Origin of the sequence: Sporotomaculum syntrophicum (assembly GCF_009932395.1) — a bacterium.
In the GTDB taxonomy this organism is placed as follows: Bacteria; Bacillota; Desulfotomaculia; order Desulfotomaculales; family Desulfallaceae; genus Sporotomaculum; species Sporotomaculum syntrophicum.
Window position 1 is genome coordinate 348594 of record NZ_LSRS01000002.1, and the last position, 24961, is coordinate 373554.

A 24961-nucleotide genomic window follows, 5' to 3' on the forward strand; every position below is an offset into this window, starting at 1 on the left:
GGTTTTTTTCCCCAGGGGCATTTTTTAATGGAGGGACAACATTGCCACGGGAAAAACACAAAAAGAGAAGAAAGCATCGCAGAAGCATTAAAATACCCAGGTACTGGTGGGCGGTTGTGCTGGCCGTGGTTTTATGTATAGTGGCGGTGGGCCTGGTTAGTTTTAGCAATACCAACCGGTTTCAGCCTATTTCCTATATTCCTATGGAGCATCTGGTCGCTCTGAGTACAAGTGAAGACACAGGCGGCGGTTATGTATTCGGGTCCCCCCGGGGATCAACGCCCCCGGCATACGGCCAGGGTGAAATGGTGGCGGATTTATACGAGCCTGCCCCGAGCGGTCTGACCAGAGAAGGAAAACTGCTGTTTATTCAGAATAAATATCTTAACCTGTTCAACAGGCTCGAAACCGCTTACCGGCAGGAGTTGCAGCGGCTGGCTCAGTCTGCCTGGCAGGACTACCAGGCCAGCCGGAGTGGCAATCTGGATATATCCGTGCCTGCCCTGGCCCGGCAGTATATCGGTGCAGCCCGCAGCCTGGAAAAGCAAGCCGATGCGGAATTTGCCGGCCTGCTGGCGATTATGAAATCCGAGCTAATGGCCGATGAACTGCCCACGGATTTAGTCCAACAGGCGGAAAATGAATACGAGCGGCAGAAAAGTGAAACGCGCAAAGAAATGCTTAAACAGGTGGCGAGCTTAATAAATGATTGACCTGCATATACATATCCTTCCGGGAATCGATGATGGTCCCGCCACCCTGCAGAAAGCCGCAGCCATGGCCCGCCTGGCCCTGGATGCGGGTACCAGTGCGGTTGTGGCCACTCCCCACGTGGCGCCCGGCCTGTATGACAACGACAAAGCAGGCATACTGGCAGCCGTGCAGGAGTTCCAAAGTCACCTGCAGCAGTGCGAAATTGGTTTACATGTGTACCCCGGAGCAGAATACTTGCTGGAGCCTGACCTGGCGGAAGGACTAGCTGCAGGGGAGGTGCTTACCCTGGCGAACAACGGCAGGTACCTGCTCGTGGAACTCCCGGCCATGGGTATACCGGTATTCGCGGAACAGGCTCTGTTTGAAATCTGCCTTCAAGGGGTAACACCCGTCATAGCCCATCCCGAGCGCAACGGCGACTTCCTGCGGGATCCGGGCAAATTGCTGCCCCTGCTGGACCGGGGGGCTCTGTGCCAGGGAACTGCGCGCAGCTTTTCCGGTTTATTCGGGAAACGGGTGCGCCAGGTAGCTTTAACTTACCTGCGTGAGGGTTGCTACAGCTTTATCAGCAGCGACGCCCACGGTGACGGTGCCCGCGGCCCCGCCTTGTCTGATTTCCTAATCACTGCAGGGGATTATGACCCGAACGTGGGCGAATTGTTAACTGCTATTAATCCCAGGCTTCTGCTTAGCGGTGCCCCCTTGCAGGTCTCACCAAAACTTATACAAACCAGCGGGTTAAAAAAGCGCGGTTTTTGGAGCCGGCTGTGGAGTAAATAGGGAGGACCAGGCAGGAAAAATAATATTTACCGTTGAAATATACAGTTAAGCAACTTGGGGGAGTGAACTACCTTTGGAAGAAAAACAGGACTATGTTGAATCCGATGTTATAGACTTGCGGCAAATTTTGGAGGTTTTACGAAAATGGCGCTGGTTAATTATCGCTATAAGCTCTGTGGCGTTAACTATCAGTGTGGTTATGAGCTATTTCGTGATTGATCCGGTATACGAAGCCAAGTCCATGCTGGTGGTCACTATGCCCGTTACCGACCCCACTAAGTTTGGAACCACAGGTCAAGCCAATACAGATGACCTGGAATCGGTAATCAGCACCGTATCCCGCATGCCTGTTATGACCATGAATACCTATGTGGGACAGCTGACCAGCGACACCATGTATGAGCGGACAGTCAAAAGATTAGGTCTGGATAAGCAGGGCTATAGCGGTAAAAACCTGGCCGGCATGGTTAGGGCCGAGGTGGCCAAGGACAGTAACATTATTATGCTCAAGGTACAGCACACCGATCCCCGGCTGGCGTCCGATGTGGCTAATGGCTTGGCAGAAGAATACCTGGCCTACCTTTCGGAAGAAAATGAAAGAAAGATGACGCAGTCTACAGAATTTTTAAGCGTGCAAAAAGCAGAGACGGAGCAGCAGCTGAATAAATTACTAACCGAGATGAAAAATTTTAATGCCGGTTCCACCAGCGTTGAGTTCATGCAGAAGCAGTTTGAAATCCTGACCACAGATTTGAACACCTACCAGAACAGCCTGGACGCGGCTCGGGTGCAGGTTGCACAGCTGCAGTCAGCGGTAAACAGCCTGCGGGACAGGCTGAACTCCACGCCGCAGAAGATTACCACTAAGTATACCCAGCCGGCGGATACTTTTGTACCTGTCGATCCTGCTGCTGAAACTGAACCGGTTCAACCACCGGCTACTGTCGTGACTGAGGAACAAATTAACCCGGTTTACCTTTCACTAAGTGAACAGCTCAGTGCCAAGGAAACCGAGCTGGCAGAAAAAAAGGCCCTGTTTACGGCTAACCAGAATACCGTTACCCGTCTGAAGTCTGAGCTGGCTGCACTGCAGTCGCAGCTGAGCAGCAAGCAAATTGATCAGCAGAAACTTCAGAATGAAATCAACCGCCTGCAGGAAACACAGAACTTGCTGGCCCAAAAGGTTACCCAAACTCAGATTGCCCGGTCTATTGATATGGGCAATACCACCATTGATATAGCTTCACCGGCACTGGTACCATCCAGTCCGGTTAAGCCCAATAAACAAATGAACGTGGCGGTGGCTTTGGTGCTTGGCTTGATGATCTCGGTAGGTCTGGCCTTTCTACTGGAATTCATGGATAACACCATTAAAAGCCCCGATGATGTGCAAAAACACCTGGGCCTTCCAGTAATGGGCACAATTCCATCTAGACAGGCGGAAGGCAAATCAAGTCGCAGGTTCTTCAGGCTGCGCCGTAACTGACATGTGTTGAATTCAAAGAATAGCTACAAGTATCTTATTTCAAGCCCGGGGTCTTGCCCGGGTTTAATTAACTAAATCCCAATGAACCAGCGAGGTGCAAAAATGGGACACAGAATAGTCATATCCGGTTATTACGGGTTTGACAACCTGGGGGACGAGGCGGTGCTCTTTAGCATGCTGCAGTCACTGCGCAGGGAGATACCCGGTCTGGAAATTACCGTGTTATCCAACAACCCGGCTATTACCGCACGGGAATACGGTGTTGAGGCAGTAAATCGCTGGAGCATGCGACAGGTAGCCGACGCCCTGCTGCGCAGTGAGCTGCTGATCTGCGGCGGGGGCAGCTTACTCCAGGACGTTACCGGAGGCAAAAGTCTGTTTTATTACCTGGGTATCATCTGGCTGGCCCGTATGCTCCGACGCCCGGTGATGTATTACGCCCAGGGTATCGGCCCGGTAAATACGCCCACCGGGCGTCGGTTGGTAGGTATAACTACCCAGGGCGTACAGGCCATTACCGTGCGTGATGGCGAATCCCTAAAGGACCTGCGTGCAATGGGCGTGCAGCGGACCGTTGAGGTTACCGCCGACCCGGTACTGGGGCTGCACCCCGGCGATATTAACCTGGCGGAGGGTGCGGGGATACTCGCCCGGCACGGTATAATCCCGGGTAGCCCGTTGGTGGGGATAGCTGTGCGTCCTATTCCCGGCCGTTCAACCTGGGAAACCAGGCTGGTGCAGGTCTGCGATAACCTGGCCAGGGCGGGGATGCAGGTGGTATTTATCCCCATGCAAATCCCTGCAGACCTGATCTTGTCTAAGAGGCTGGGTGCGGCTATGCTCGATCCCTATGTCATCATCGAAGAAAAATTAAACGTGTCCCAGATGCTTGCCCTGGTGGGCAACTTAGACCTGCTGGTGGGCATGCGCCTGCATGCTCTAATTTTCGCTGCGGTCAACGGTGTGCCGCCCCTGGGCATTGTCTATGACCCTAAGGTGGAGCGGTTCCTGAATCGTCTGGGCATCCCACATGCAGGTCAGCCCGGGGATGTGCGGAGCGACGACCTTACCCGCATGGCCCAGAATTTTTTAGCCAGCCGGAAGGAACTGCGGGAGCAGATTTCCCGCCGGGTTCTCGACCTGCGGAGCACATCCGAGCAAACCGCCAGGATAGCTCATCAGATATTAAAGGGACGGTCTTAAACATCACGAAATTAGCCAATAATATATGGGGTCAGGCTTTAACTTTATTAAACTAACTGTGCACGCTCTAAATCAAGGAGGATTACCCAAAACTATGGATATTAATGAAATTATGGAGGTATTGCCCCACCGGTATCCTTTTCTGCTGGTGGACCGCATTGAAGAAGTAGTGCCCGGTGTAAAAGCAGTAGGCATAAAAAACATATCTGCCAATGAACCTTATTTTCAGGGGCACTTTCCCGGCTTTCCGGTGATGCCCGGGGTACTGGTAATCGAGGCTATGGCTCAGGTTGGAGCGGTGGCCGTGCTGAGCATGCCGGGGTTTACCGGCAAACTGGCACTGTTTGCGGGGATCGACAAAGCCCGCTTTCGGCGCCAGGTGATGCCCGGTGATGTGCTGCGCCTGGAAGTGGAGCTGCTCAAGGTACGTAGCAGCCTGGGCAAGGGAAAGGCCGTGGCCACCGTGGACGGAGCACCTGTAGCTGAAGCGGAGTTGATGTTTGCCATCGTAGACCGGGAGTAGCGTTGCATGTCCCTTTATGTAAGATAAACGCCGTGAAACGAGGAAAAGTGGGACAAACCCGGGCAATTTTCTAGCTAATCAATAAATTAGCCCGAATATTGACTGTTTTTGTTCTTTATGCATATAACACTAGATGCTAAAATAACCATAGCTACGTGTACGTTGACTTAACTGGATGTTGGAGGGATAAAATTGGCCTACTATATATTGCCCCTGCTGCTAGCCCTAATAGCGGGATACCTGTTAACTCCTGCGGTGCGGGTGCTGGCATTAAAAGTTGGGGCGATGGATCTCCCGGACCCGCGCAAGGTGCATCGCAGTATCATGCCCCGCATGGGTGGTCTGGCCGTTTATCTAGCTTTTGTCGCGGCGGTGCTACTATTTCGTGATTTGACCCCACAGGTTTGGGGGCTGCTGGCAGGGGCAACATTAATCCTGCTGGTGGGAATTCTGGACGATATCAAGGGCCTTTCCGCCCGGGTCAAGCTGGCCGGTCAAGTTTTAGCCGCAGCGGTAATCGTGCCCTTTGGCATTCAAGTTCATTTTATAACTAATCCGTTAAATGGTGAAATGATCTTTTTAGGGGTGTTTAGCATCCCGGTGACCATATTCTGGGTGGTGGCGGTCACCAACGCCGTTAACTTAATAGACGGCCTGGATGGTCTGGCCGGGGGTGTTTCCGCCATTGCCGCCATGACCATGGCGGCGGTAACCTGGACCCAGTGGGGTTCCGGGGGCATGGAAAATATTATGCTTACGCTTACCCTGGTGGCGGCACTGATTGGATTCTTGAAGCACAACTTTTTCCCGGCGAAAATATTTTTGGGTGACACCGGTTCGTTGTTCCTGGGCTTCACCCTGGCGGTCATGGCCGTTACAGGCCTGACCAAAAGCGCTGCGGCTGTTTCCGTGATTATTCCTCTGGTTATACTGGGCGTACCACTGCTGGACACCTTTTTTGCGGTGGTCAGACGTTGCCATGAGCGCAAGCCCATCTTTGAACCCGACAAGGAGCACCTGCACCACTGCCTTATGGCCATGGGCCTCAGTCACCGGCAGACGGTGCTGACTATATACGTGCTCAGCGCTTTCCTTGGCATCACAGCGGTAGTCTTGAACATGGTGACCAATCACCAGGCCCTGGCTATGCTGGTACTATTGGCAGTGGTAGTGATTTATCTGGCTAACCGGGTGGGAGTACTGGGCAGAACGCAGCAATCAGGCTACAGCTTAAGTACCAAAGAAAATACCCAACAATCGAGGAAAATGTAAGCTAGGACAGGCAGTTGCCTGTTCTTTTCTTATTCCGGCTTAAACCGGGCAGCGCCGCAGACTGCCGGTAATCCTGCCTATCCCTGTTAAGGCTTACCAGGTAGTCCTTGTACATATCCTCCCGATACAAATCTTCCAATTTAATTAACTTAATCTTCTTAATTTTCATTGACCGTAGTTCTCCTTTGGCGGATAATGAATAAACAAACAGTCCGCAGGTAAAATATAGCTTGTACAATATATGAAACATACTGGATAAAAATACTTATTTTTGATAAAATTTGTATATTGTAAAGGCTGAGCAAATTGGTAGGAGGTTGATTTTGGTATGCAACAGATTAAATTCGGTACAGATGGCTGGCGCGGCATTATTGCGGACGACTTTACCTTTGAAAACGTACGAATTGTAGCCCAGGCCGTGGCTGAATACGTGAACGGCCTGGACATTGGCCACAAGGGCATTGTGGTGGGCTACGACAACCGATTTCTCTCGAGCCGGTTTGCGGACACTATAGCGGACGTCATGGTTCAGAACGGCATCAAAGTTTACCTGTCCAACGGACCGCTGCCCACCCCGGTGACCGCCTTTGCCGTTAAAGTGCACGACGCCGCCGGCGCGGTGATGCTCACCGCCAGCCACAACCCGCCGGAATATAACGGCTTTAAATTTATCCCCGATTATGCCGGCCCCGCCCTGCCCCATATCACCGAGGCCATCGAAGAAAATATCGCCCGGCTGCAGAGCGGTGTCGGCAAGCGAAAGTTCTTTTTCCAGGAACAATCCGCGGAACTGGCACCGGCCCGGCCCCGGGTGGCCGAACGCATCATGATTGACCCGCGCTCCGAATATTTTGAGCACCTTGAGAAGCTGGTGGATATGAAGGCCATCGTCGAGTCCAAGTTGAACATCATGGTGGATGCCATGCACGGCAGCGGCATTGGCTACCTAGACGCTATGCTGGTGCGGGCCGGCATTACTGTGGAACAGCGCCGCTGCTCTCGAGACCCGCTGTTTGGAGGCGACCTGCCGGAACCCACATGCCAAACCCTGGCCTGTAGCTGTGACTGGGTGAAGGAAGGGCATGGCCGGCTGGGGCTGGCTATGGATGGTGACGCCGACCGGTTCGGCATCATCGACAGTACCGGCGATTACATTACTCCAAACCAGTTCTTTCCCGTGCTCTACCACCACCTGATTACTAAAAAAAGTTTGCTCGGGCCGGTAACACGCACGGTAGCTACCACCCACAAGCTGGACCGTATTGCGGAAAAACACGGGCAGGTAGTTTACGAAACTGCCGTGGGTTTCAAATACATCGGCCAGAATCTTCTGGAGAAGGGCTGCGTGCTGGGCTGCGAGGAAAGCGGCGGCCTGTCCATTAAGGGGCACATTCCAGAGAAGGACGGCATCCTGGCTGGTCTGCTGGCGGCGGAAATAGTGGCCGTTAACCGCAAAAGCCTAGCCGAATTAGCCCGAGAACTGGACCAGGCGTATGGTAAATTATGCAGCGACCGGCTGGATGTACACACCACACCGGGTCAAAAGCAAGACGTGCTGGATAAGCTAAAAAGTTTTGCCCCGGCGCAGGTAGCCGGAGAGGCGGTAAAAGATAAAATCACCTTAGACGGACTCAAGCTGGTGCTGGCCAGTGGGGAATGGACGCTGGTGAGGGCATCGGGCACCGAGCCATTGTTCAGGATCTACGCCGAAGCAGGGGATGAGCAGCGGGTCCAACAAATTCAGGGCGATATGATGCAGCTAATAGGCTTAACCAGGTCTTAAAAAGGCAATCAAAAGCGACATACCTTTTAATAGGTATGTCGCTTTTTATTTATAAATATTGTTAAATAAAAGAAGGACAATTGATATTTTATGCCGAAGTAATATTCACCAATAACTAGTATATATTTTACATATCATCCTTAATAAAGAGGTACATATAATGGCCGATCAAACAGCTACGGAGCTGCTCACAACCGCATCAAAGTCTCCTTTTGCGGAAGCTTTCCGTACCCTGCGCACTAATATCAATTATGCCAGCCTGGATGAACCCTATCAGATTATTCTGGTGACCAGCGCCGGGCCGGGAGAAGGCAAAACCACAGTCACCTCCAACCTGGGTGTGGTGATGGCTCAAGTCAATAAAAAAGTATTGATTATTGACTGCGATCTGCGCCGGCCGAGTATGCATAAGGTATTTGGGTTGAACAGCAGCGTAGGGGTCACCCAGGCGCTGATCAATGATGCCGATCCGAAAGTCCTGGCGCAGAAAACTCAAATTCCAGGCTTATATGTATTAACCAGCGGCCCCATTCCCCCCAACCCGGCAGAACTAATGGGATCCCAGCGCATGCAGGCACTGCTTTCCCGGGCCGTGGAAGGTTATGACTTCGTGCTGGTGGATTCACCTCCCGTGAACATGGTTACCGATGCTGTCCTGCTCTCCTCCATGGTGAGCGGGGTGCTGATGGTGGTGCAGAGCGGCGATACCCGCATCGATCACGCCAAGGAAGCCCTGAATAAGCTGAACAAGGTGGACGCCAAAATGGTTGGTGTAATACTGAACGATGTAGATACCTCAGCCGGTAACTACTATTACTACAACTACTATTACTACTCCAACAATAAACCGGACGCCTCGTAAAATAACATGCTTTGAATAAATACCTGTCATATTCACCTTATGTATTTTTGAGCCTTTAGATATAAACCAAGAGGAGGATATTACTTTGCCCATAGATTATCCTGTCCCTGGTGCACAAGACTGCAAAGCCAGTCGGCTGACCAGGGAGAGAAATAATATTGAACTGATTAAACAAAAATTGGTTAATATTGGCTACAGCAGCGGCGAAATAGAATATTTGGTGCAACAGTTTGCCGGGAAAGCCAAAATTAAAGATCTCAGTGTAGAAGACCTGCGGTCGCTAAAAGAATCACTGCAGTACCAGCTGGAACTGGCTAAAAAATGCTTGGAGATACCGTAAATAAGAAGGAGGCAGGCTTGGTTTGCCGGTGAACGGATTGTTAAGAAAAATTTTACTCATGCTATGCGACGCTATACTGATTAATTTCGCCATTATAGCGGCTTACATGCTGCGCTTTGAAAACTTTAATTTAACCAGTTCTTATCTAATTAACTACTACAAAATAGCACCGGTCATCACACTAATTTACCTGGCCAGCCTTTACCTAATGAAGTTGTATAATCGGGTCTGGGCTTATGCCAGCACCGGTGAGCTTTTTGCCATCGTCCAGGCGGTATCCCTGGGTTGTCTGGGCACAGTTGCCTTCACTTACCTATCTGAAACACTGCTCCCCCGGAGCGTTCTGGTGGTGTCCTGGGCCTTCATAATTTTGCTGGTGGGCATCTCCCGGCTGGGTTGGCGCATTCGAATGGATTACAAAAAAGGATATGGCCGCCAGGGCAAGCGCACATTAATCGTCGGGGCCGGTGACGCCGGCGTACAGGTAGCCCGGGAACTGAAAAATCACGACAGCGGCTTGCTGCCTGTAGGCTATATCGACGACGACATGAACAAGCAGCACCAGAGTATACTAGATATCCCGGTGCTGGGCACCCGGGACCGGATAACCAATCTGTGCAAGCAATACAGCATAGAAACCATAATTGTTGCCATTCCTTCCGCAAATGCATCGACCATTAGAGAAATATTCGAGTTGTGCAAAAATACCACATTGGAAGTAAAGACACTGCCCGGCCTGTACCAGCTCATTGACGGCGAGGTATCCGTCAGTAACCTGCGCCCGGTGGCAATTGAAGATTTGCTGCAACGAGAGCCGGTGAAACTAGACCTGGAGGAAATATCCGGCTATATCAGGGGAGAAACCGTATTGGTAACCGGGGCCGGGGGGTCCATAGGCTCAGAGCTCTGCCGGCAGATAGCGCGGTTTAGACCATTAGAACTGATCCTGCTGGGCCACGGAGAAAACAGCATCCACGGTATCTGGTTGGAACTGGCCGATAAGTATCAGAAACTACCCTTGAGGGTAGAAATTGCCGATGTCCGGGACAAGGACAAGATAAACCGCATTTTTATAAAATATCGGCCAGGACTGGTATTCCACGCTGCGGCGCATAAGCACGTGCCCCTGATGGAAATGCACCCGGACGAAGCTGTGAAAACAAACATACTGGGTACCAAAAACCTGGCTGAGGCCGCGGACCGCGCAGGCACTAAAACCTTTGTGCTGATTTCCACTGATAAGGCGGTGAACCCCTCCAGCGTGATGGGAGCCACCAAGCGGATGGCCGAGCTCGTTGTCCAGCAAATGGACCGGATCAGCGAAACCCGGTTTGCAGCCGTGAGGTTTGGCAACGTGCTGGGTAGCCGTGGCAGCGTCGTGCCTATATTCGAACAGCAAATAAAAAAAGGCGGCCCGGTTACCGTCACCGACCCGGAAATGAAACGTTACTTCATGACCATACCGGAAGCGGTGCAGCTGGTCATCCAGGCGGGCTCAATGGCCGGCGGCGGTGAAGTATTCATCCTGGACATGGGGCAGCCTGTGAAGATAGTGGACCTGGCTAGGGATATGATCAGGTTGTCCGGTTTAGAGCCGGACAAGGATATAAAAATAAAATTTACGGGCATCAGGCCTGGGGAAAAGCTATTCGAAGAATTGCTCACTGCCGAGGAAGGTTCTTCTGCCACTAAACATAAACGAATTTTCGTGGCCAAGCCTTGCCTGGTGGATATATCTACCCAGGAGCAGCAACTGTTGCTCCTGTCCCAAGACCCTACCAGGCTAAAAGATAGCGATGTCTTTAATGCCCTCTCGGCGATATTGCCTAACTTCAAGAGTTATCGAAAGATGGTAGGTTAGTTTGGGGTCAGGCTTAAACTTCTTTAAACTAATTGCAATACCTAGATAATTGAATGCGTAATGATAAACAAACATAATATGTCTATTGGCAATAGTGTTGATTCTTAATTGACCACTTATATTCCTCCTGCATTTTGTAGGGGAATTTTTTCATTTTATGTTCATCAAACTAATATTGGCATCGAAATATTTTCTAAAGTATAGTTGCTATGGTTACTACGATTTGTAGGACAAGCCTATTGCTTGCCAGAAATTCTTGATGGTGTATTTTATTCTCTTTAGTAGGAGTTCTGGCATTGCCGGTAAGGGTTCCATATTTCTGCTTACCGGTTCCTTAAGATATTAACTGAGCGTCAGAAAGATGATAATGACTTATTAAGAAAATTAAGTGCTGAGGTATACGAAAGGCAGGCTATGTCCGGCTATTTGTTCTTAAATAACGGTGGTCATTGCTACGAGGCATGGTATGATAGTATGAGTAAAGCTAGTTACGAAACCATATCTTAATTTGCTTAGGCAAGGGAGTAAGGTCTGGAGGGATTTGACAACTATATGAGCAAGGGCTTGTTGATATTGCTTAGACGAACATTAAAATTTGTTCTTTTGCCTTTGCAGGAGCAGTGGCTTTACTTACAAGCCTTTGTCCTGGCCGGGGTTGTGCGGCTGGCAATTATCTTGCTGCCTTTTCGCTGGCTAGCCGGGTTCCTAGGTAACCAGGAGTTGGAATCACCTGCTGAGGAAGACCATGAAAAACTTAACGCAGCCAGGCGGGTTGGCAGGGTGGTAGAAACTGTGTGCCGGCATACGCCGTGGGAGAGCAAGTGCCTGGTCCAGGCAATCGTGGGCAAGATCCTACTACGGCAATCTCGTATCAGTAATACACTTTATTTAGGTGTGGGTCGGGATCCGGAGGACAAAATGGTGGCTCATGCCTGGCTGAGATGTGGTGATATGATATTAACTGGCAACTATAACTTGGATAAGTATGCCGTGGTGGGTAAATTTACCGATGGTGGGTTGGACAACGAGTGAACGTGAACGTAAAGGGCGGGTAATGAATGGGCATGTTTTTGGGTTACATCAAGGAACTGTATGCCTTATCGCCAATTAAATTCCTTGTCAACGGACTATTGATGGTTATGCTCGGCGTGCTGGAGAGTGTCGGAATCTTAATGGTGATACCCTTGCTAATTGTAGCCGGGGTTATTCCTGGTGTGGAAGCTGCCAGTGGTTTAATTGCCTGGATTGATAATTTTTTGCGTGCTCTTGGTGTGATTCTGACGCTGCCCCTGGTGTTGTTGTTATATGTCGGTATTATTGTAGGTCAAAGCTGGTTGCAACGTTATCAGACTCTGCTTAATACGGGAATTCAGCAATCGTATGTTGTTCATTTGTCTACTCGGTTGTTTCGGGCGGTAGCCTATGCTGATTGGCAATATTTGGTTTCTAAGGCTAAGTCCGATATATCTAATGTCTTGATTACTGAATTGCTGCGGGTGCATAGCGGCATACAAGTTTTTTTGCAAATGATCTCGGCGGCCACGATTACACTGTTGCAGGTTGTGGTTGCTTTTCTGGTTGCACCCGGTCTGACCTCTTTGGTGCTGGCCAGTGCTATTGTGTTGCTTGTAGCTTTACGTGGTTTTGTGAAGAAAGCTCGCAGAATAGGGGAGGAGTTGTCGGATTTAAATCAAGGTTTATATTTTACCCTGACCGAGCATTTAAACGGCATAAAAGAGATCAAAAGTTATGGTATTGAAGAGGCTCAGGTTGCCAACTATAATCGTGTCCGGGTCATGATGAAGAATAATATAATTAACTTTGCCCGCATACAAACCGGGCTGACTATGCTGAACAAAGTGGGTTCAGCGGTTTTGATCAGTGTTTTTTTATTCTTCGCTATTGCCATATTTAAGCTCAACCCCCAGGAGTTTATCGTGATTACGGTGATTGCTGCCCGTATCTGGCCAAGGGTTTTATCCTTGCAGTCAAGTTTGCAGCATATCAATTCTGTGCTGCCAGCTTTTCATGTAGTTAAAAATTTGGAAAATCAGTGCCTGGCTGCCCAGGAAAACTTTGCGGAAGATGGTGCGGCTACCAAACTGCAATTGCGGCGCGGGGTTGAATTCCGTCATGTTTCCTTTGGTTATGCCGAGGAGCGGGCCGGTTTTGTGGTTGAGGAGGCGAGCTTTGAACTGCCTGTTGGGACCACTACGGCTTTTGTCGGCTCTTCGGGGGCCGGCAAAAGTACTATGGTGGATTTGCTCATGGGGTTGCTCAAACCGGTTAAGGGTGAGATTTTAGTTGATGGTGAGCCTTTGGACGACAATTTGCGCTCCTGGCGGCGTTCCATTGGCTATGTGCCTCAGGAACCGTTTCTATTGAATGCAACTATCAGGGACAACCTGTTGTGGGCGTGTCCGGAGGCTACGGAGGAGCAAATGTGGGAAGCTTTGCGTTTGGCCTCTGTCGAAGCTTTTGTACAAAGCCTGCCGGATGGTCTTGGTACCGTTGTAGGTGACAGGGGTGTACGTTTGTCCGGCGGCGAGCGGCAGCGTGTGGTTCTGGCCAGAGCGCTGCTGCGCAAACCATCCGTGCTGATCTTAGATGAAGCCACCAGTTCATTGGATTCGGAAAATGAAAAGCGCATTCAGCAGGCCATTGAAAGCCTGCAGGGCAAGCTGACCATCGTAGTTATCGCTCACCGCATATCTACTATTAGAAATGCCGATAATATTATCGTGCTGGAGCAGGGGCGGATTATTGAAATCGGCAATTATCAATCCTTGATGAACAACAAGTATAGTCGTTTCTACGCTTTAGCCAATTTAAGTGAAACCGCCCCCTGAGAAAGGGAACGGTTTTTGTTCCTGATTGCCGGTTAGTAGTCAAACTTGCTTGTTTTGCTAACGAGCTGAATTAATCCCTTATCATTTAGTTTATTTAAAAACGCCAGAACGCTCTGCAGGCAGGCTTTCTCATCAACCTCGTATTCTATTAACAGTTCCACAACCACCTCATGGACTGTACGCGGTTTTTCGATGAGCTCCCAAATACGGCTGCCAATATCGTCAAGTCCGTAATATTTGCCGCTTTGGATGTTGAGCATTGCTTTTTCCTCGTTACCTATATCAACCGCCACCAGACCAGGCATCTGGCTCACGATGCTATTCTCGCCAATAACTATTGGTGTCTTCAAACTGTTTCGACCTCCTTGTCTACAATGTGCCGTTTTAGATCCTCTTCAATGCAGCGTACCTGTTCCGGCAGAGAAAATACTTTTAGCGGCCTGATTAGCCGGGCAATGGCAACCAGCCTGGAAACTTCCGCACATTGTTTAAAGTGCGCCGCTTTCAACCCCAGCCCGTCCACCAGGTAGGGACGGTAGGTATTCTTTAGCAGTACGGCCAGCTTGTCAAAACTGTTTAGTGGCTGCAGGGTGACTTCCCGGCATTCGGTGGCCTGGATTTCGTATATAGCGGCCAACGGCAACGGTGACGGCCAAAAACTTTGGTGTGCAGGTAGCGCAAATTTATCTTGCCCAAACTCGGTGTACAAGGGTGTTAATGATTCAGTCTCAAACCCGATGGCTTCAGTACTGTCACGCCAGAGCTTTTGCTGGGGATAGGAGGGGTGTACAAGTGCGCTGCCGTCCGGGGCTATGGTTATGGCTACGATATCATCGGTTAAAAAAGGATAGCCTTTTTGGCGAAAAGCCGCCAGTAGGGATGATTTGCCGGCTCCGGATAACCCGGTGAAAATCACGGCTTGCCCGTGAGCGGCCACTGCGCTTCCGTGCAAGGGCAGGATCTCGCGCTGGATAAGCAGTGCGCCAAAGGCAGTGCCCAAAAGATACAGCCGCACATTTTTTCCCGGGGCGCCTTCAGACGGCTCCACTACAATCCTGTTGCCCTGAGAAACATAAAAGCCGGCCACGTCACGGACATGGAAGATGAGTTGTCCCTTGCCTATTTGGTAATTTACACCTTTTTGGACGGGATTTGCTATTTTCTCCGGTACTGTACCCAAAATAATTGCGACCTCCGGCTGGTCCTGGGGGAAAGCCGCCGGCAGCAGTTCCGGTAAGTAAATTTCCGATCTGACCCGGATTCCAAATAACTGATAATGATGCATCTTAATTCCAACATTCCTTCATCGCCACATAATTATTATTATCTTAGTATGTTTTTTTATAATAGACAACAGATGTTAAGAAATTTATAGAAATTGTTGCTCATGCCGGTTAATAATGACTTTACAGTTATGGAGTAATGTGCTATTGTTCAAGTAGTTAAAGAAATTGTTGGGTGAAAAAAAAAGAAAGGGGTGCTTGCGATGACTAAAAAAAGCTGGCATGAGCCCGACATATCGGAAATTAAAGTAAGCGCTACCAAAAGCGGAGGCGAGGGCACATCGGAATGTCAACAGGCATACGGTAGCCAAGAATGGTTTTACTACGGTACTTGTAAAAGCTAATACTCACACATAATTTAAGTGCATCAAGCGGTTGGTCAGACCAATTGCTTGGTTTTTTTTATTTGTCTGCTTCGGCTAAGATTTGCTGAATCTCATAAAGGGGACCGGTCAGGCGTGCCGTTAAGTTTTGTATGTGTAAATTTTCTTTCAGCATGGGCAATGCTTTATCGAAATGATCCCAGTCAATATATTCCGCAAACAAGTCACGTTGGAGCCGGTTAACGGTTAAGATTAAATTGTTCACTTCATTATATCTTTTTTTGTAGTAATAATTTGATCTGGCGATATCGTTTTTAGATAAAAAGTTGCACACTTCAGTCGGTAATATATGAGCAAAGGCCTGGCGGTAGATATAGCGATTTATGCCTTGTTTGAGGAACAGAGTTCTGGGGATCGACATGGCAAAGTCAACTACCCGGTGATCTAACAGGGGGTATAAATGCTGTACATTGTAATGAGCACCCAGCAAGGCATTCAACTCGGTGCGAACCTGGATATCGCCTGATGCAATATCTTTCACCGGATTGACGCGATAATATAGAATATCTTCTTGGCAGCGGGGCTTCAGCCTTTTGGCGAAATTTTTGTTGAGCAATATGCAATCGTTTTTTCCAGGCCGGCGGAGACGGCGGAAAATATTATACTTGCCCAAATAATTCAGAGGAGCAAATAACTGCAACACTGCATTATCGAAAATTATTCTGGCTAATCGCCGCGGCGAGCCATTAGCCAGGTATCTGGCTTCTTGCCAGAAATGCCGCCAGTAACCATTGACAAACATGCCGTACATGCTGTAGCGATAGCTGGCTGCCTCATCTCCTCCCTGGCCGGACAGGATCAGCTTGACACCCTGTGCCGTGAGGTACTGGTATTCCTGATTAAATTCATCCAATGCGGCGTAGGTCAGGCGCAGTTCGCCGAAATTTCTAGCAAAGGGTTGGCGCGGGTCAAAATACTGCACTTGCAGTCCTTCTTGATGGCAAACTAATTCCACTAGCTGTCGCTCGTCGTTCGGCTGCTTGTCTACCATTTCATAAGGCGGGGACCAGGAAAACAACACGATTTGTTTATCTTCCTTTAACAATTCCCGGCGGGCTAAAATGGTTACCACGGAGGAATCAAGACCGCCGCTAAGTTCGGTGCCCAGCTTGGCTCGTTTACTTACCCTGATTTTGACCGCGTCGGCAACAATATCATACATAGCCCGGGAATAATCTGCTTCTTCAGCTAAAATTATTTTGTGCCGGCCAGGTGTCCAGTATTTTTGTATATCTATACCGTGAGCATTAGCTTTCAGTAAGTGAGCTGCCGGCAATCGTTTCAGCTGGGCAAAATAGGTGGCTTCAGGGGCAAGATGATAGGTACCGGAGAGCCTGGCATACAGGGTAACCTCATCGAACTGCCTGCCCACAAAGGGCAGGGCTAACAGTGCGCGCTGGTCGGTGGCAAAAGCAAAGCTGGACCCGTTGTAGAAATAAAACAAAGGGCGCACACCCAGGTGATCTCTGCAAATCAACAGCTGCCGGTTCTGTTTATCCCAAATAGCAAACACAAAATCGCCGTTAATATATTTGGGGCACTCATTGCCCCATTTTTTGAAGGCCGCCAGCAGCAATGACAGATTACTGGCCTGGCTGTGCGCATGCAGCCGGGCAATTAATTCCGGGCGGTTATAAATTTGCACATCGCCTGTGACTACAAAAGTCTCATCGCTATACAGCGGTTCCTCTTCCGGTGACTGGCTGATCGCTATATTAAGACAACCGCCCAGTCCCAGGTTGTGGTCAAGTTCACTGGCCTGCTTATCCCGCCCATAATGTCTGAGTTTGGTTTCCAGCTTCTGCAGGTGCAGTAACTCTACTTGCTCACCGGTGAGGTGTAGGATACCAAAAATTGCACCCATCTTAGCTCCACTAACCTCCCTTTGCCTGGCTTTTTTTGTTATCAACTAACAAGTATTTACTGTTTCAACTAAATTGTAGTATTTACCTGATGATAATGATAGACTATAGGTAGAATAAAAATCAACTCTTAACCCTGTCATTGACATAACTATTGGTACAAGCTAAAATTCTTCTAGTTGAGCAGTTTATAGAAGTGAGGGAATTGATTAGATGACGTTTTTAATTGTCGCAGCACATCCTGATGACGAGGTTTTAGGTGCAGGAGCTACTATGTATAAGCTGGCTCAAGAAGGTCATTCGGTTAATGTTTGTCTGTCAGGTAATGTTAATGCGCGAAGTTACTGCTCTGATCCAGAGGAGATAGATAAAGAGGTTAACAGCGCTATGCGCATCTTAGGTGTCGAAAGAGTTTTTCAAGGTAACTTTCCCAATATTCAATTTAACACGGTTCCGCACCTTAAGCTCGTTCAATTTATAGAAAAAGCAATCGTTGAAACCAATGCCCAGGTTATTTTCACTCATCACCCGGCTGATTTAAATAATGATCATTTACATACTTCCCTTGCCTGCCAGGCTGCTGTACGATTATTTCAAAGAAGGACTGATGTAACCCCGATCAAAGAATTGCTTTTTATGGAAGTGTCATCAGCCACAGACTGGGGGTTGAATAAGGGCATGAATCAGTTCACGCCAAATACCTATATCGAAGTGGGCGAAGCGGGAATGGATAAAAAACTGGAGGCACTTGCCCAGTATTGCGGTGTAATGAGAAATTACCCGCACCCTCGCAGTGTAGAAGCGCTTAAAGGACTTGCCGCTTATCGTGGCGGGCAGGCCGGCATGGTTTATGCTGAAGCCTTCGAGAGTGCTTTTAGGCGTGGTTTATAAAATGAAAGCAGCATTTGCAACTTGCGTGCAATTAGGCTTAAGCTGTATTGAGGAAATATATCGCATTGGTGGCAAGCTGGACTTACTGATTACCCTAAAGAACGAAAAGGCAAAGCAAAAGTCCGGCAGAGTTTATCTTGATGAACTTGCCGCCAAGCATCATACGCCGCTGTTAAAAATCGATAATATTAATGAGCAAGCAACCATTGCGGCTTTGCGTGACCTTTCAGTTGACTGGTTATTTATCATTGGTTGGTCACAAATTGCCGGCCAGGAGTTGCTGGCAACGCCTGCCTGCGGTTGTATCGGTATGCATCCCACGCTTTTGCCCGTTGGCCGGGGCAGGGCTTCTATACCCTGGGCGATCCTTAAAGGGCTTAAAGAAACTGGGGTAACGATGTTTAAATTGGATGCAGGTGTTGACACCGGTGACATTATAGCTCAAGGGGTGATTAGTCTTGATGAGCAAACCACAGCCACAGAGCTCTATCAAAAGGTTGATGCTATGCATAGGAAACTTATTGCCGGTTACTGGAACGACATCATGAGTAATAATATCACTCTGACCAAACAATGCGAAGCTGACGCTACCGTATGGCCGGGCAGGAAACCTGAGGATGGCGAAATCTTTAGCAGTATGACCATGGCTGAAGCCGGTACCATGGTTCGGGCGGTTACACATCCCTACCCGGGTGCCTTTTACCGTTTTGGGGGGAAGGTGCTCCGGATTTGGTCGGCTAAGGTTCAGGCGGAGAGCGATGGCGACAGTAACTCGATTAAGCTGGCGGATGGCTACCTGATGCCGCTTGATTATGAAATTGAGGGATAAGATGCTTGATGTTCAGAAAGCCATTAAACGATTATTTGACCTGGTGATTGCGCTGCTCCTTCTGGTAATATTCCTGCCTGTCTGGTTTGTTATCGGTTTACTGATTAAAGCAACCTCTCCGGGGCCGGTTTTTTTTATACAGGAGCGCCCTGGTTTGCATGGACGGCTGTTTAAAGTGTTTAAATTTCGCACCATGAGGCCGGGGTCTGAGCGTATGGTAAAGGGACAAGAGGTTATGTTGGACGATGATCGCATTACTTCGATTGGTAAATTTCTGCGTAGGAGCAAAATTGATGAAGTCCCGCAGCTGCTCAATGTTTTAAAGGGCGAAATGAGCCTGGTGGGGCCGCGCCCTGAAAGGGTCGATTCTCTGGCGGATTACACAGATGAGATTTGGCAGAGGCTAAATGTAAGACCGGGGCTAACGGGATTGGCACAGGTCAGCGGTAACATCTATCTGCCGCTGGAAGAGAGATATAAACTCGATGTGTATTATGTTAAGCATTTCAGCTTGTGGTTGGATTTCCGGATTATAATGAAAACCTTTGGTGTGGTGCTTAAGGGCGAGGATAAATACATTAATTATAAAGGAACATTCAATTTGTAGCGAGTTGAGGAACGTTACCGTGAGAATTATGCTACTAAACCCTCCATTTCTTAATAAATATTCAAAGAGCTCCAGAAGTCCTGCGGTCAATAAAAGCGGGACGATTTATTTCCCTCTTTGGTTGTCCTATGCGGCGGGCGTTTTAGACCGGGAGGGGCATGAACTGCAGCTGGTGGACGCACCTGCCAGGTGTTTAACTAAGGAGAATACTTTAAAAAAAATCGAAGCTTTTCAACCGGAATTGCTGGTTGTTGACACATCCACACCGAGTATTAATAGTGACCTGGCGTTTTGCCGGGCTGTCAAAGAGGTGCTGCCGGAGGTTAAAATCTGTCTTGTAGGTACTCATGCGTCGGCTTGTGTCGATGAAATTCTGCCTGAGCATGCATGGGTAGATTTTATTGCTCGCCGCGAGTATGATTATACGCTGAAGGAACTGGCGGAAAAGCTGCATAGTCCGGAACAATATGCCGAAATAACCGGTCTTAGTTATATGTCGGAGGGGCAGGTGGTTAATAACCCGGATCGGGATTATATCCGGAATCTCGATGAGCTTCCCTTTGTCAGTGAAGTGTATAAGAAGTATTTGGATATAAAAGATTACTTTTATGCTCATGTCAGCTATCCCACAGTGAGTATTTTTGCCAGCCGGGGCTGCCCCTCAAGGTGCTTTTACTGTATGTACTCCCAGGTCATGTTCGGCAAGCAGTATCGCAGGCGCAGTGCCCAAAACCTCTTTGACGAGTGCGTTTATATTACGCAAAACTTTCCCGAGGTCAAGGAAATTCTTATTGATGATGATAATTTTGTTGTCGACCAGGAGAGTGTTAAAGAATTTTGTCGGTTGATGATTGAAAACAAGGTTAAACTCAAATGGATTGTACAGGTTAGAGTTACTTTACAATACGAAACGATGGTGGTAATGAAAAAAGCCGGTTGCAAATTAATCGTTGCCGGCTTTGAAAGCGGTAATCAGCAGATTTTAAATAATATGCATAAAGGCATTACGCTGGAGCAGTCCCTAAAATTCAACCAAAATGCACGGAAAGCCAGGTTGCGAGTGCATGGCTGCTTCATGGTGGGTAATCCGGGTGAGACTAAAGAGACCATGCTGGAGACACTGGAGTTTGCTAAAAAACTGCGCCTGGATACTGCGCAGTTTTTCCCTTTGATGGTTTACCCGGGAACCAGGGCTTATGACTGGGCAAAGCGGAATAATTATCTGCAAGCTGCCAGTTACGATGATTGGTTAACTGCTGAAGGGCTGCACAACTGCGTATTGACTACTCCGGAGGTTTCCAGTCAAGAGTTGGTGGACTTTTGTGATTATGCCAGGAGGAAATTTTACCTCCGAACGAAGTATATTGTTATGAAATTGGGTGAAGTACTAACCAGCCTGGAAGACGCCAAGAAGACCTTTAAAGCCTTTGGTACCTTTAGAAAGTATTTATTTGGACGGGGTAAAGCATGGTAACGTTGTTGTATGTCATTTTTTTTGTGGCTGTTTTCGCTCCCCTTTACACTTACGCTATATATCCGCTGATTTTGAAAGCACTCCCTGCCCGGTCTTATGTCACGGACAACAACGCGGTTCCCCTGGTCTCGGTGTTGGTGGCTGCCTACAATGAGGAGTGCGTCATTGCGGATAAAATAAAGAATATGAGTGAGCTGGACTATCCTGCTGAGCGGATAGAATTCCTTATTGGCTCGGACGGCTCCTCCGACCGCACGGTGGAGATTGCCCGGTCCTGCTCGACTATGCCGAATTTAAAGGTTTTTGATCTTCCCCGGGGGGGTAAGGTGCAGGCTTTGAACGCGCTGCTCCGGGAGGCCGGAGGAGATATTCTGGTTTTCACCGATGCCAATACTTTGCTTGACCGCCAGGCGATCCGCAAGTTGGTGAGCCGTTTCGGTGACCAGGCCATCGGTCTGGTCAGCGGTCTGCTCCATTACAGCGTAGACGAGAATTCGGGCCAAGGCGCGCAATCCCTGGGCACTTACTGGAAATACGAGAACTGGGTTAAAATGCAGGAGTCCAAGCTGGGCCGTCTGTCCGGCGCCAACGGCGGTCTTTACGCCATGCGCAGGGGTATTGTTCCCGAAATTCCACCGGGCATCGTTAACGACGATTTCTATATGGCTAACTACACCCTGCAGGCTGGCTGGGATGTGGTCATGGCGGAGGAGGCCGTAGCCTATGAAAAGCCTAACGATGCTATGAGCAGCCAGTTCAAACGCCATGTCCGGGACGGCGCCGGACACTATCAAGCCATGGCGGTTTTTTGGCGCATGCTGCTACCCCGGAAAGGTTCCTTTTCCTACGTGTCCCACCGGGTAGTTAAGTGGCTGGTGCCCTTTATGCTCATCGCCGCTTTTTTCTCGAACCTAGTCCTGAGCTTTTTCAGCCCGGTGATGCTGGTGGTCTTTTGGCTGCAGGTACTCGGCTATGGGGTATTACTTCTGAACTGGTTTATTAACCGCCGCGGCGGAAGGCTCCCGGGTATCGTCGGGAAGCTTATTCAGATGGCCTGCTATTTTATAGCGGTGAATATTGCTCTGCTGGTGGGCTTCTTTAAATACCTCGGCGGTAAGCAGAGCTCAACCTGGGAAACCCAAAGGGCTTGAGAGCATGAAAATTGTCTTTATTATAAGTAATTCCATGCAGGGAGGTGCACAAAAACACCTCCGGGATATGTTTCGCACCCTGTTAGGGCTGGGTCACGATATATACTTGATTGCTCCCCGGGGTTGGCTGGTGGACGAGCTGAAGGATACCCCGGACCGTCTCTTTATCACAGGTTTGAGCTGCTTTACCACAGGCCGGGTGAGGAATATGCTTGATGAAATTCAGCCGGATATTGTGAATACCTTTATTCTTAGCGGCGGCATCTATGGCTATCTAGCCTGGAAAAAGAAAAAATACGGGCATATCTTTATTACCGTGAATAATCCCATCATATATGACGGGATTAAGCCAATAAACCGTTTTCTGTACCCCCGCTTTTATCGGTGGCTGGCCAGGGGCTGTTCCGGTTTTCTGGTCAAATCCGACAAGGTGCGGGACGAGGTGCGGCAGGTGATTCGCAACCGCGTTCCCACCATGTCGGTAATAAACGGCATTGACTTCACTATTTTTGACCGCAAGCAAACTTATCCCGATCTGCGTTATGAGTGGAACATCCCCCGGGATGGGTTTATTGTGTCCAGCGTGGGTGCGCTGGAGGTTCGCAAAGGGCACTGCTACCTGATTGAGGCCATTGCCAGGCTGGCTGCCGAGCACCAAAATATTTATTGCTGCCTTGTTGGTTCCGGCAGTGAGGAGGCCAACCTCCGTGCCAACGTTGCCAGGTTGGGTGTTGGAGACCGGGTGCTGCTGCTGGGTAATAGAGCAGATATTAACGCCGTCCTGAGTAATTCCGACGCCTTTGTCCTGCCTTCCCTCCATGAGGGGCTCCCCAACGCTCTGCTGGAGGCTATGGCTATGGGGCTGCCCTGTGTTGCTACCGACGTGGGCGGTGTACGGGAGTTACTCCCGGATGCCGGCCTGGGCAGCGTAGTGCCGCCCAGGTCCGCCGAGGCCATTTACCGGGAACTGAACCGCTACCTGGCGGACCCAGAGCTCCGCAGGAGTACCGGGGAGCGGGCTTGTGAAAAAATTAAGGCTGAATATTCTCTGAAGGCGGCTACGGAAAATCTGCTGTCCGTATACCGGCAATGTATGGCCGGGGACCCGTAGGAGCGTGGTGTCGTGAAACGAGTCCTGATTATTTCCAATACCATGGATGCTGGCGGTGCTGAAACCTTTCTAATGAAGGTTTACCGGTACATCGATCGTAACGTATTGCAGTTTGATTTTCTGGTAAACCGGCCGGGACGCAACTTTTATGAGGATGAGATCTTCGCTCTGGGCGGTAGGATGTACCGTGGTTTCTCAAAATCCCGCTACCCCGTAAAGTCCTTTAACCGCATCCGCCGGCTGGTGAAGTTCGGGTGTTATGATGCTGTCTTGCTGGTGGCGGTGCACCCGGTAGCCTGGCTGGATTTACTGGCGGCAAGGATGGGTGGGGCCAAAATCCGCCTGGTGCGCTCCACTAATTCCAGCTCCGGCGGAGGTAGCGTTGCAAATCTGCTTGCAGTACTTTCCCGACCTCTAGTAAGGACCCTGGCAACCGGCATGCTGGCTCCTTCCGATCAGGCGGCTGGGTGGCTGTTTGGGGATAAGGCAGTTAAAGAAGGCAGAGTGACCATCATCACCAACGGTCTGCCTTTAGAGCAGTACCGCTTTGACCCGGACATTCGAGCCCGAGTACGAGATGAGCTTGGCTGTAAAGATGCCTTTGTGGTAGGGCATATAGGCCGTTTTAATAAACAAAAAAACCATAGTTATTTGATAGAGGTATTTGCACAGCTCGTGAGCCGGTGTGAGAAAGCCTGTCTAATGCTGGTTGGCACCGGGGAACTTGAGGGCTCCATCCAAGAGTTGGTCCGAAAAAAAGGGTTGGCGGAGCGGGTTCTCTTTTTAGGGGTACGTTCCGACGTGCCCCGATTGCTGATGGCTATGGACGAGCTTATTCTCCCCTCCCTCTACGAGGGGATGCCCAACGTGGTTGTGGAGGCACAGGCCACCGGCCTGCCCTGCCTTATCTCCGACACCATTACCAAAGAGGTGGTACTCACGGATTTGGTGCAGCGGCTTCCCCTGGCTGAAAATAAAAGTATCTGGGTCAAGGAGAGCCTGGCGTTGGGTGTCCATGACCGGGGGTGCTACACTCGTATCCTGGAAGTAAAGGGATATCATATCCAGAAAACTGCTGAGCAGGTCACTGCCATGCTGCTGGATGGATGACAAAGGAGCAGACAAAAGACATTATGAAAATCAACACCAGCTTCAATTTCAACCTTAGCTTGGATTACATACTAACCTGTTTTATGCCATTTTTGTTTGCCATGCTCGTTATTTTTGATTTTCCGCCCAATATCCGGCGGGCCGATTACAGCCAGCTGGGGAATACGGTGATCAATGGCCTGGTTATTCTTTTTTTCTGCATCACAGCGGTGTATTTTTTCAAGCGGTTCCAGTGGAGCATACGGAATGTTCTCGCTTGCCTGTTCGTGGCGGGGTTTTTTGTTTACCAGTCCGTCCATACTTATTCCGGCCAGTTCCAGTTCAGTGTCTCTACAGCGTTGACGGCCCTGCTCATCTGCGAGTTCCTGCTGCTGGATACATTTAGTAAGTTGAAGGTGTTCCATTATTTTCGCAAGATCATGGTGGTGTTGCTCTTCCTCGGCATCCTTGTCTACGGGATGCGCATGCTCCTGGGCACAGGGCTCTTTGAAAAAGCCTATTTTTATAGCAAGGTCCTTGCCGCCCACGGTTACTACTACTTGCATTTTAGCCATTTTTATATCCTTGAGGGGGGTTACGTCAGTCGG

Annotated in this window: 25 protein-coding genes; 20 read left to right on the forward strand and 5 right to left on the reverse strand. The window is 49.4% G+C overall.

Going from position 1 to position 24961, the window contains the following annotated elements; genetic code table 11:
• Positions 1-41: 41 nt before the first annotated feature.
• The 6 genes from SPSYN_RS04010 (at position 42) to SPSYN_RS04035 (ending at position 5978) form a co-directional block, all read left to right on the forward strand.
• The gene (locus SPSYN_RS04010) at positions 42-713 is read left to right on the forward strand and encodes a hypothetical protein (protein WP_161821207.1); all 672 of its coding nucleotides are present in this window, start codon (positions 42-44) and stop codon (positions 711-713) included.
• Positions 706-1494 (forward strand): tyrosine-protein phosphatase, encoded by a 789-nt coding sequence (locus SPSYN_RS04015; RefSeq protein WP_161821208.1) that lies wholly within the window; start codon positions 706-708, stop codon positions 1492-1494. The genes SPSYN_RS04010 and SPSYN_RS04015 overlap by 8 nt, the downstream gene beginning before the upstream one ends.
• 73 nt (positions 1495-1567) lie before the next feature.
• A complete protein-coding gene (locus SPSYN_RS04020) occupies positions 1568-2980 on the forward strand; it encodes a GumC family protein (protein WP_161821209.1) in 1413 nt (470 codons plus the stop codon).
• Between the two features lie 102 nt (positions 2981-3082).
• Positions 3083-4183: a polysaccharide pyruvyl transferase CsaB gene (csaB, locus tag SPSYN_RS04025; protein WP_161821210.1), complete on the forward strand. Its 1101-nt coding sequence runs from the start codon at positions 3083-3085 to the stop codon at positions 4181-4183.
• 94 nt (positions 4184-4277) lie between these two features.
• Positions 4278-4706 carry a 3-hydroxyacyl-ACP dehydratase FabZ gene (fabZ, locus tag SPSYN_RS04030; protein WP_161821211.1) on the forward strand — a complete coding sequence of 143 codons (429 nt, stop codon included), beginning with the start codon at positions 4278-4280 and terminating at the stop codon, positions 4704-4706.
• A 192-nt stretch (positions 4707-4898) separates the two neighbouring features.
• Positions 4899-5978 carry an MraY family glycosyltransferase gene (locus SPSYN_RS04035; RefSeq protein ID WP_243152899.1) on the forward strand — a complete coding sequence of 360 codons (1080 nt, stop codon included), beginning with the start codon at positions 4899-4901 and terminating at the stop codon, positions 5976-5978.
• A 1-nt stretch (position 5979) separates the two neighbouring features.
• Here SPSYN_RS04035 and SPSYN_RS04040 read toward each other — a convergent pair whose 3' ends face one another.
• Entirely contained in the window at positions 5980-6147 is a 168-nt protein-coding gene (locus SPSYN_RS04040; RefSeq protein WP_161821212.1) for a hypothetical protein, read from the reverse strand.
• A gap of 159 nt (positions 6148-6306) precedes the next feature.
• Between SPSYN_RS04040 and SPSYN_RS04045 the strand changes: the two genes are divergently transcribed.
• The 6 genes from SPSYN_RS04045 (at position 6307) to SPSYN_RS04070 (ending at position 13673) form a co-directional block, all read left to right on the forward strand.
• Positions 6307-7761 carry a phosphoglucomutase/phosphomannomutase family protein gene (locus tag SPSYN_RS04045; protein ID WP_161821213.1) on the forward strand — a complete coding sequence of 485 codons (1455 nt, stop codon included), beginning with the start codon at positions 6307-6309 and terminating at the stop codon, positions 7759-7761.
• A 160-nt stretch (positions 7762-7921) separates the two neighbouring features.
• Complete coding sequence (locus SPSYN_RS04050) at positions 7922-8623, forward strand: CpsD/CapB family tyrosine-protein kinase (RefSeq protein WP_161821214.1); 702 nt, start codon at positions 7922-7924, stop codon at positions 8621-8623.
• Positions 8624-8708: 85 nt separating this feature from the next.
• Entirely contained in the window at positions 8709-8963 is a 255-nt protein-coding gene (locus SPSYN_RS04055; protein ID WP_161821215.1) for a hypothetical protein, read from the forward strand.
• A gap of 58 nt (positions 8964-9021) precedes the next feature.
• Positions 9022-10824, forward strand: a complete 1803-nt coding sequence (locus tag SPSYN_RS04060) for a polysaccharide biosynthesis protein (protein ID WP_161821423.1) — start codon at positions 9022-9024, stop codon at positions 10822-10824.
• 552 nt (positions 10825-11376) lie between these two features.
• Positions 11377-11856, forward strand: coding sequence for a lasso peptide biosynthesis B2 protein (locus SPSYN_RS04065; protein ID WP_243152900.1), 480 nt, complete (start codon positions 11377-11379; stop codon positions 11854-11856).
• Positions 11857-11882: 26 nt separating this feature from the next.
• Positions 11883-13673: an ABC transporter ATP-binding protein gene (locus SPSYN_RS04070; RefSeq protein ID WP_161821216.1), complete on the forward strand. Its 1791-nt coding sequence runs from the start codon at positions 11883-11885 to the stop codon at positions 13671-13673.
• Positions 13674-13705: 32 nt separating this feature from the next.
• On the opposite strand, the gene SPSYN_RS04075 is transcribed toward SPSYN_RS04070, so the two are convergent.
• Complete coding sequence (locus tag SPSYN_RS04075) at positions 13706-14023, reverse strand: lasso peptide biosynthesis PqqD family chaperone (protein ID WP_243152901.1); 318 nt, start codon at positions 14021-14023, stop codon at positions 13706-13708.
• Positions 14020-14958 carry a phosphoenolpyruvate carboxykinase (ATP) gene (locus SPSYN_RS04080; RefSeq protein WP_161821217.1) on the reverse strand — a complete coding sequence of 313 codons (939 nt, stop codon included), beginning with the start codon at positions 14956-14958 and terminating at the stop codon, positions 14020-14022. The genes SPSYN_RS04075 and SPSYN_RS04080 overlap by 4 nt, the downstream gene beginning before the upstream one ends.
• A gap of 201 nt (positions 14959-15159) precedes the next feature.
• On the opposite strand from SPSYN_RS04080, the gene SPSYN_RS04085 reads away from it, so the two are divergent.
• On the forward strand, positions 15160-15300 hold the full coding sequence (locus SPSYN_RS04085) for a hypothetical protein (protein WP_161821218.1): 141 nt from the start codon (positions 15160-15162) through the stop codon (positions 15298-15300).
• A gap of 58 nt (positions 15301-15358) precedes the next feature.
• On the opposite strand, the gene SPSYN_RS04090 is transcribed toward SPSYN_RS04085, so the two are convergent.
• A complete protein-coding gene (locus SPSYN_RS04090; protein ID WP_161821219.1) occupies positions 15359-17203 on the reverse strand; it encodes an asparagine synthase-related protein in 1845 nt (614 codons plus the stop codon).
• 211 nt (positions 17204-17414) lie between these two features.
• On the opposite strand from SPSYN_RS04090, the gene SPSYN_RS04095 reads away from it, so the two are divergent.
• The 7 genes from SPSYN_RS04095 to SPSYN_RS04125 are packed head-to-tail and all read left to right on the forward strand — an operon-like array spanning position 17415 to position 24374.
• Positions 17415-18092, forward strand: a complete 678-nt coding sequence (locus SPSYN_RS04095) for a PIG-L deacetylase family protein (RefSeq protein ID WP_161821220.1) — start codon at positions 17415-17417, stop codon at positions 18090-18092.
• 1 nt (position 18093) lies between these two features.
• Positions 18094-18921, forward strand: a complete 828-nt coding sequence (locus SPSYN_RS04100) for a formyltransferase family protein (protein ID WP_161821221.1) — start codon at positions 18094-18096, stop codon at positions 18919-18921.
• Position 18922: 1 nt separating this feature from the next.
• Entirely contained in the window at positions 18923-19528 is a 606-nt protein-coding gene (locus tag SPSYN_RS04105) for a sugar transferase (RefSeq protein WP_161821222.1), read from the forward strand.
• 28 nt (positions 19529-19556) lie between these two features.
• A complete protein-coding gene (locus SPSYN_RS04110; protein WP_243152921.1) occupies positions 19557-21002 on the forward strand; it encodes a B12-binding domain-containing radical SAM protein in 1446 nt (481 codons plus the stop codon).
• Complete coding sequence (locus SPSYN_RS04115) at positions 20996-22153, forward strand: glycosyltransferase family 2 protein (RefSeq protein ID WP_161821224.1); 1158 nt, start codon at positions 20996-20998, stop codon at positions 22151-22153. The genes SPSYN_RS04110 and SPSYN_RS04115 overlap by 7 nt, the downstream gene beginning before the upstream one ends.
• A 4-nt stretch (positions 22154-22157) precedes the next feature.
• Entirely contained in the window at positions 22158-23264 is a 1107-nt protein-coding gene (locus tag SPSYN_RS04120; protein ID WP_161821225.1) for a glycosyltransferase, read from the forward strand.
• 12 nt (positions 23265-23276) lie between these two features.
• Positions 23277-24374: a glycosyltransferase family 1 protein gene (locus SPSYN_RS04125; protein WP_161821226.1), complete on the forward strand. Its 1098-nt coding sequence runs from the start codon at positions 23277-23279 to the stop codon at positions 24372-24374.
• Between the two features lie 71 nt (positions 24375-24445).
• Here SPSYN_RS04125 and SPSYN_RS04130 read toward each other — a convergent pair whose 3' ends face one another.
• Positions 24446-24928: a hypothetical protein gene (locus tag SPSYN_RS04130; RefSeq protein WP_161821227.1), complete on the reverse strand. Its 483-nt coding sequence runs from the start codon at positions 24926-24928 to the stop codon at positions 24446-24448.
• Positions 24929-24961: the final 33 nt, after the last annotated feature.

Excerpts from the sequence above, each read along its gene's own strand:
- SPSYN_RS04015 (WP_161821208.1), top strand. The coding sequence starts at position 706 with ATGATTGACCTGCATATACATATCCTTCCGGGAATCGATGATGGTCCC.
- csaB (WP_161821210.1), top strand. The coding sequence starts at position 3,083 with ATGGGACACAGAATAGTCATATCCGGTTATTACGGGTTTGACAACCTG.
- fabZ (WP_161821211.1), top strand. The coding sequence starts at position 4,278 with ATGGATATTAATGAAATTATGGAGGTATTGCCCCACCGGTATCCTTTT.
- SPSYN_RS04040 (WP_161821212.1), bottom strand. The coding sequence starts at position 6,147 with ATGAAAATTAAGAAGATTAAGTTAATTAAATTGGAAGATTTGTATCGG.
- SPSYN_RS04045 (WP_161821213.1), top strand. The coding sequence starts at position 6,307 with ATGCAACAGATTAAATTCGGTACAGATGGCTGGCGCGGCATTATTGCG.
- SPSYN_RS04050 (WP_161821214.1), top strand. The coding sequence starts at position 7,922 with ATGGCCGATCAAACAGCTACGGAGCTGCTCACAACCGCATCAAAGTCT.
- SPSYN_RS04060 (WP_161821423.1), top strand. The coding sequence starts at position 9,022 with ATGCTATGCGACGCTATACTGATTAATTTCGCCATTATAGCGGCTTAC.
- SPSYN_RS04065 (WP_243152900.1), top strand. The coding sequence starts at position 11,377 with ATGAGCAAGGGCTTGTTGATATTGCTTAGACGAACATTAAAATTTGTT.
- SPSYN_RS04070 (WP_161821216.1), top strand. The coding sequence starts at position 11,883 with ATGGGCATGTTTTTGGGTTACATCAAGGAACTGTATGCCTTATCGCCA.
- SPSYN_RS04080 (WP_161821217.1), bottom strand. The coding sequence starts at position 14,958 with ATGCATCATTATCAGTTATTTGGAATCCGGGTCAGATCGGAAATTTAC.
- SPSYN_RS04085 (WP_161821218.1), top strand. The coding sequence starts at position 15,160 with ATGACTAAAAAAAGCTGGCATGAGCCCGACATATCGGAAATTAAAGTA.
- SPSYN_RS04090 (WP_161821219.1), bottom strand. The coding sequence starts at position 17,203 with ATGGGTGCAATTTTTGGTATCCTACACCTCACCGGTGAGCAAGTAGAG.
- SPSYN_RS04095 (WP_161821220.1), top strand. The coding sequence starts at position 17,415 with ATGACGTTTTTAATTGTCGCAGCACATCCTGATGACGAGGTTTTAGGT.
- SPSYN_RS04100 (WP_161821221.1), top strand. The coding sequence starts at position 18,094 with ATGAAAGCAGCATTTGCAACTTGCGTGCAATTAGGCTTAAGCTGTATT.
- SPSYN_RS04105 (WP_161821222.1), top strand. The coding sequence starts at position 18,923 with ATGCTTGATGTTCAGAAAGCCATTAAACGATTATTTGACCTGGTGATT.
- SPSYN_RS04110 (WP_243152921.1), top strand. The coding sequence starts at position 19,557 with ATGCTACTAAACCCTCCATTTCTTAATAAATATTCAAAGAGCTCCAGA.
- SPSYN_RS04115 (WP_161821224.1), top strand. The coding sequence starts at position 20,996 with ATGGTAACGTTGTTGTATGTCATTTTTTTTGTGGCTGTTTTCGCTCCC.
- SPSYN_RS04120 (WP_161821225.1), top strand. The coding sequence starts at position 22,158 with ATGAAAATTGTCTTTATTATAAGTAATTCCATGCAGGGAGGTGCACAA.
- SPSYN_RS04130 (WP_161821227.1), bottom strand. The coding sequence starts at position 24,928 with ATGGCTAAAATGCAAGTAGTAGTAACCGTGGGCGGCAAGGACCTTGCT.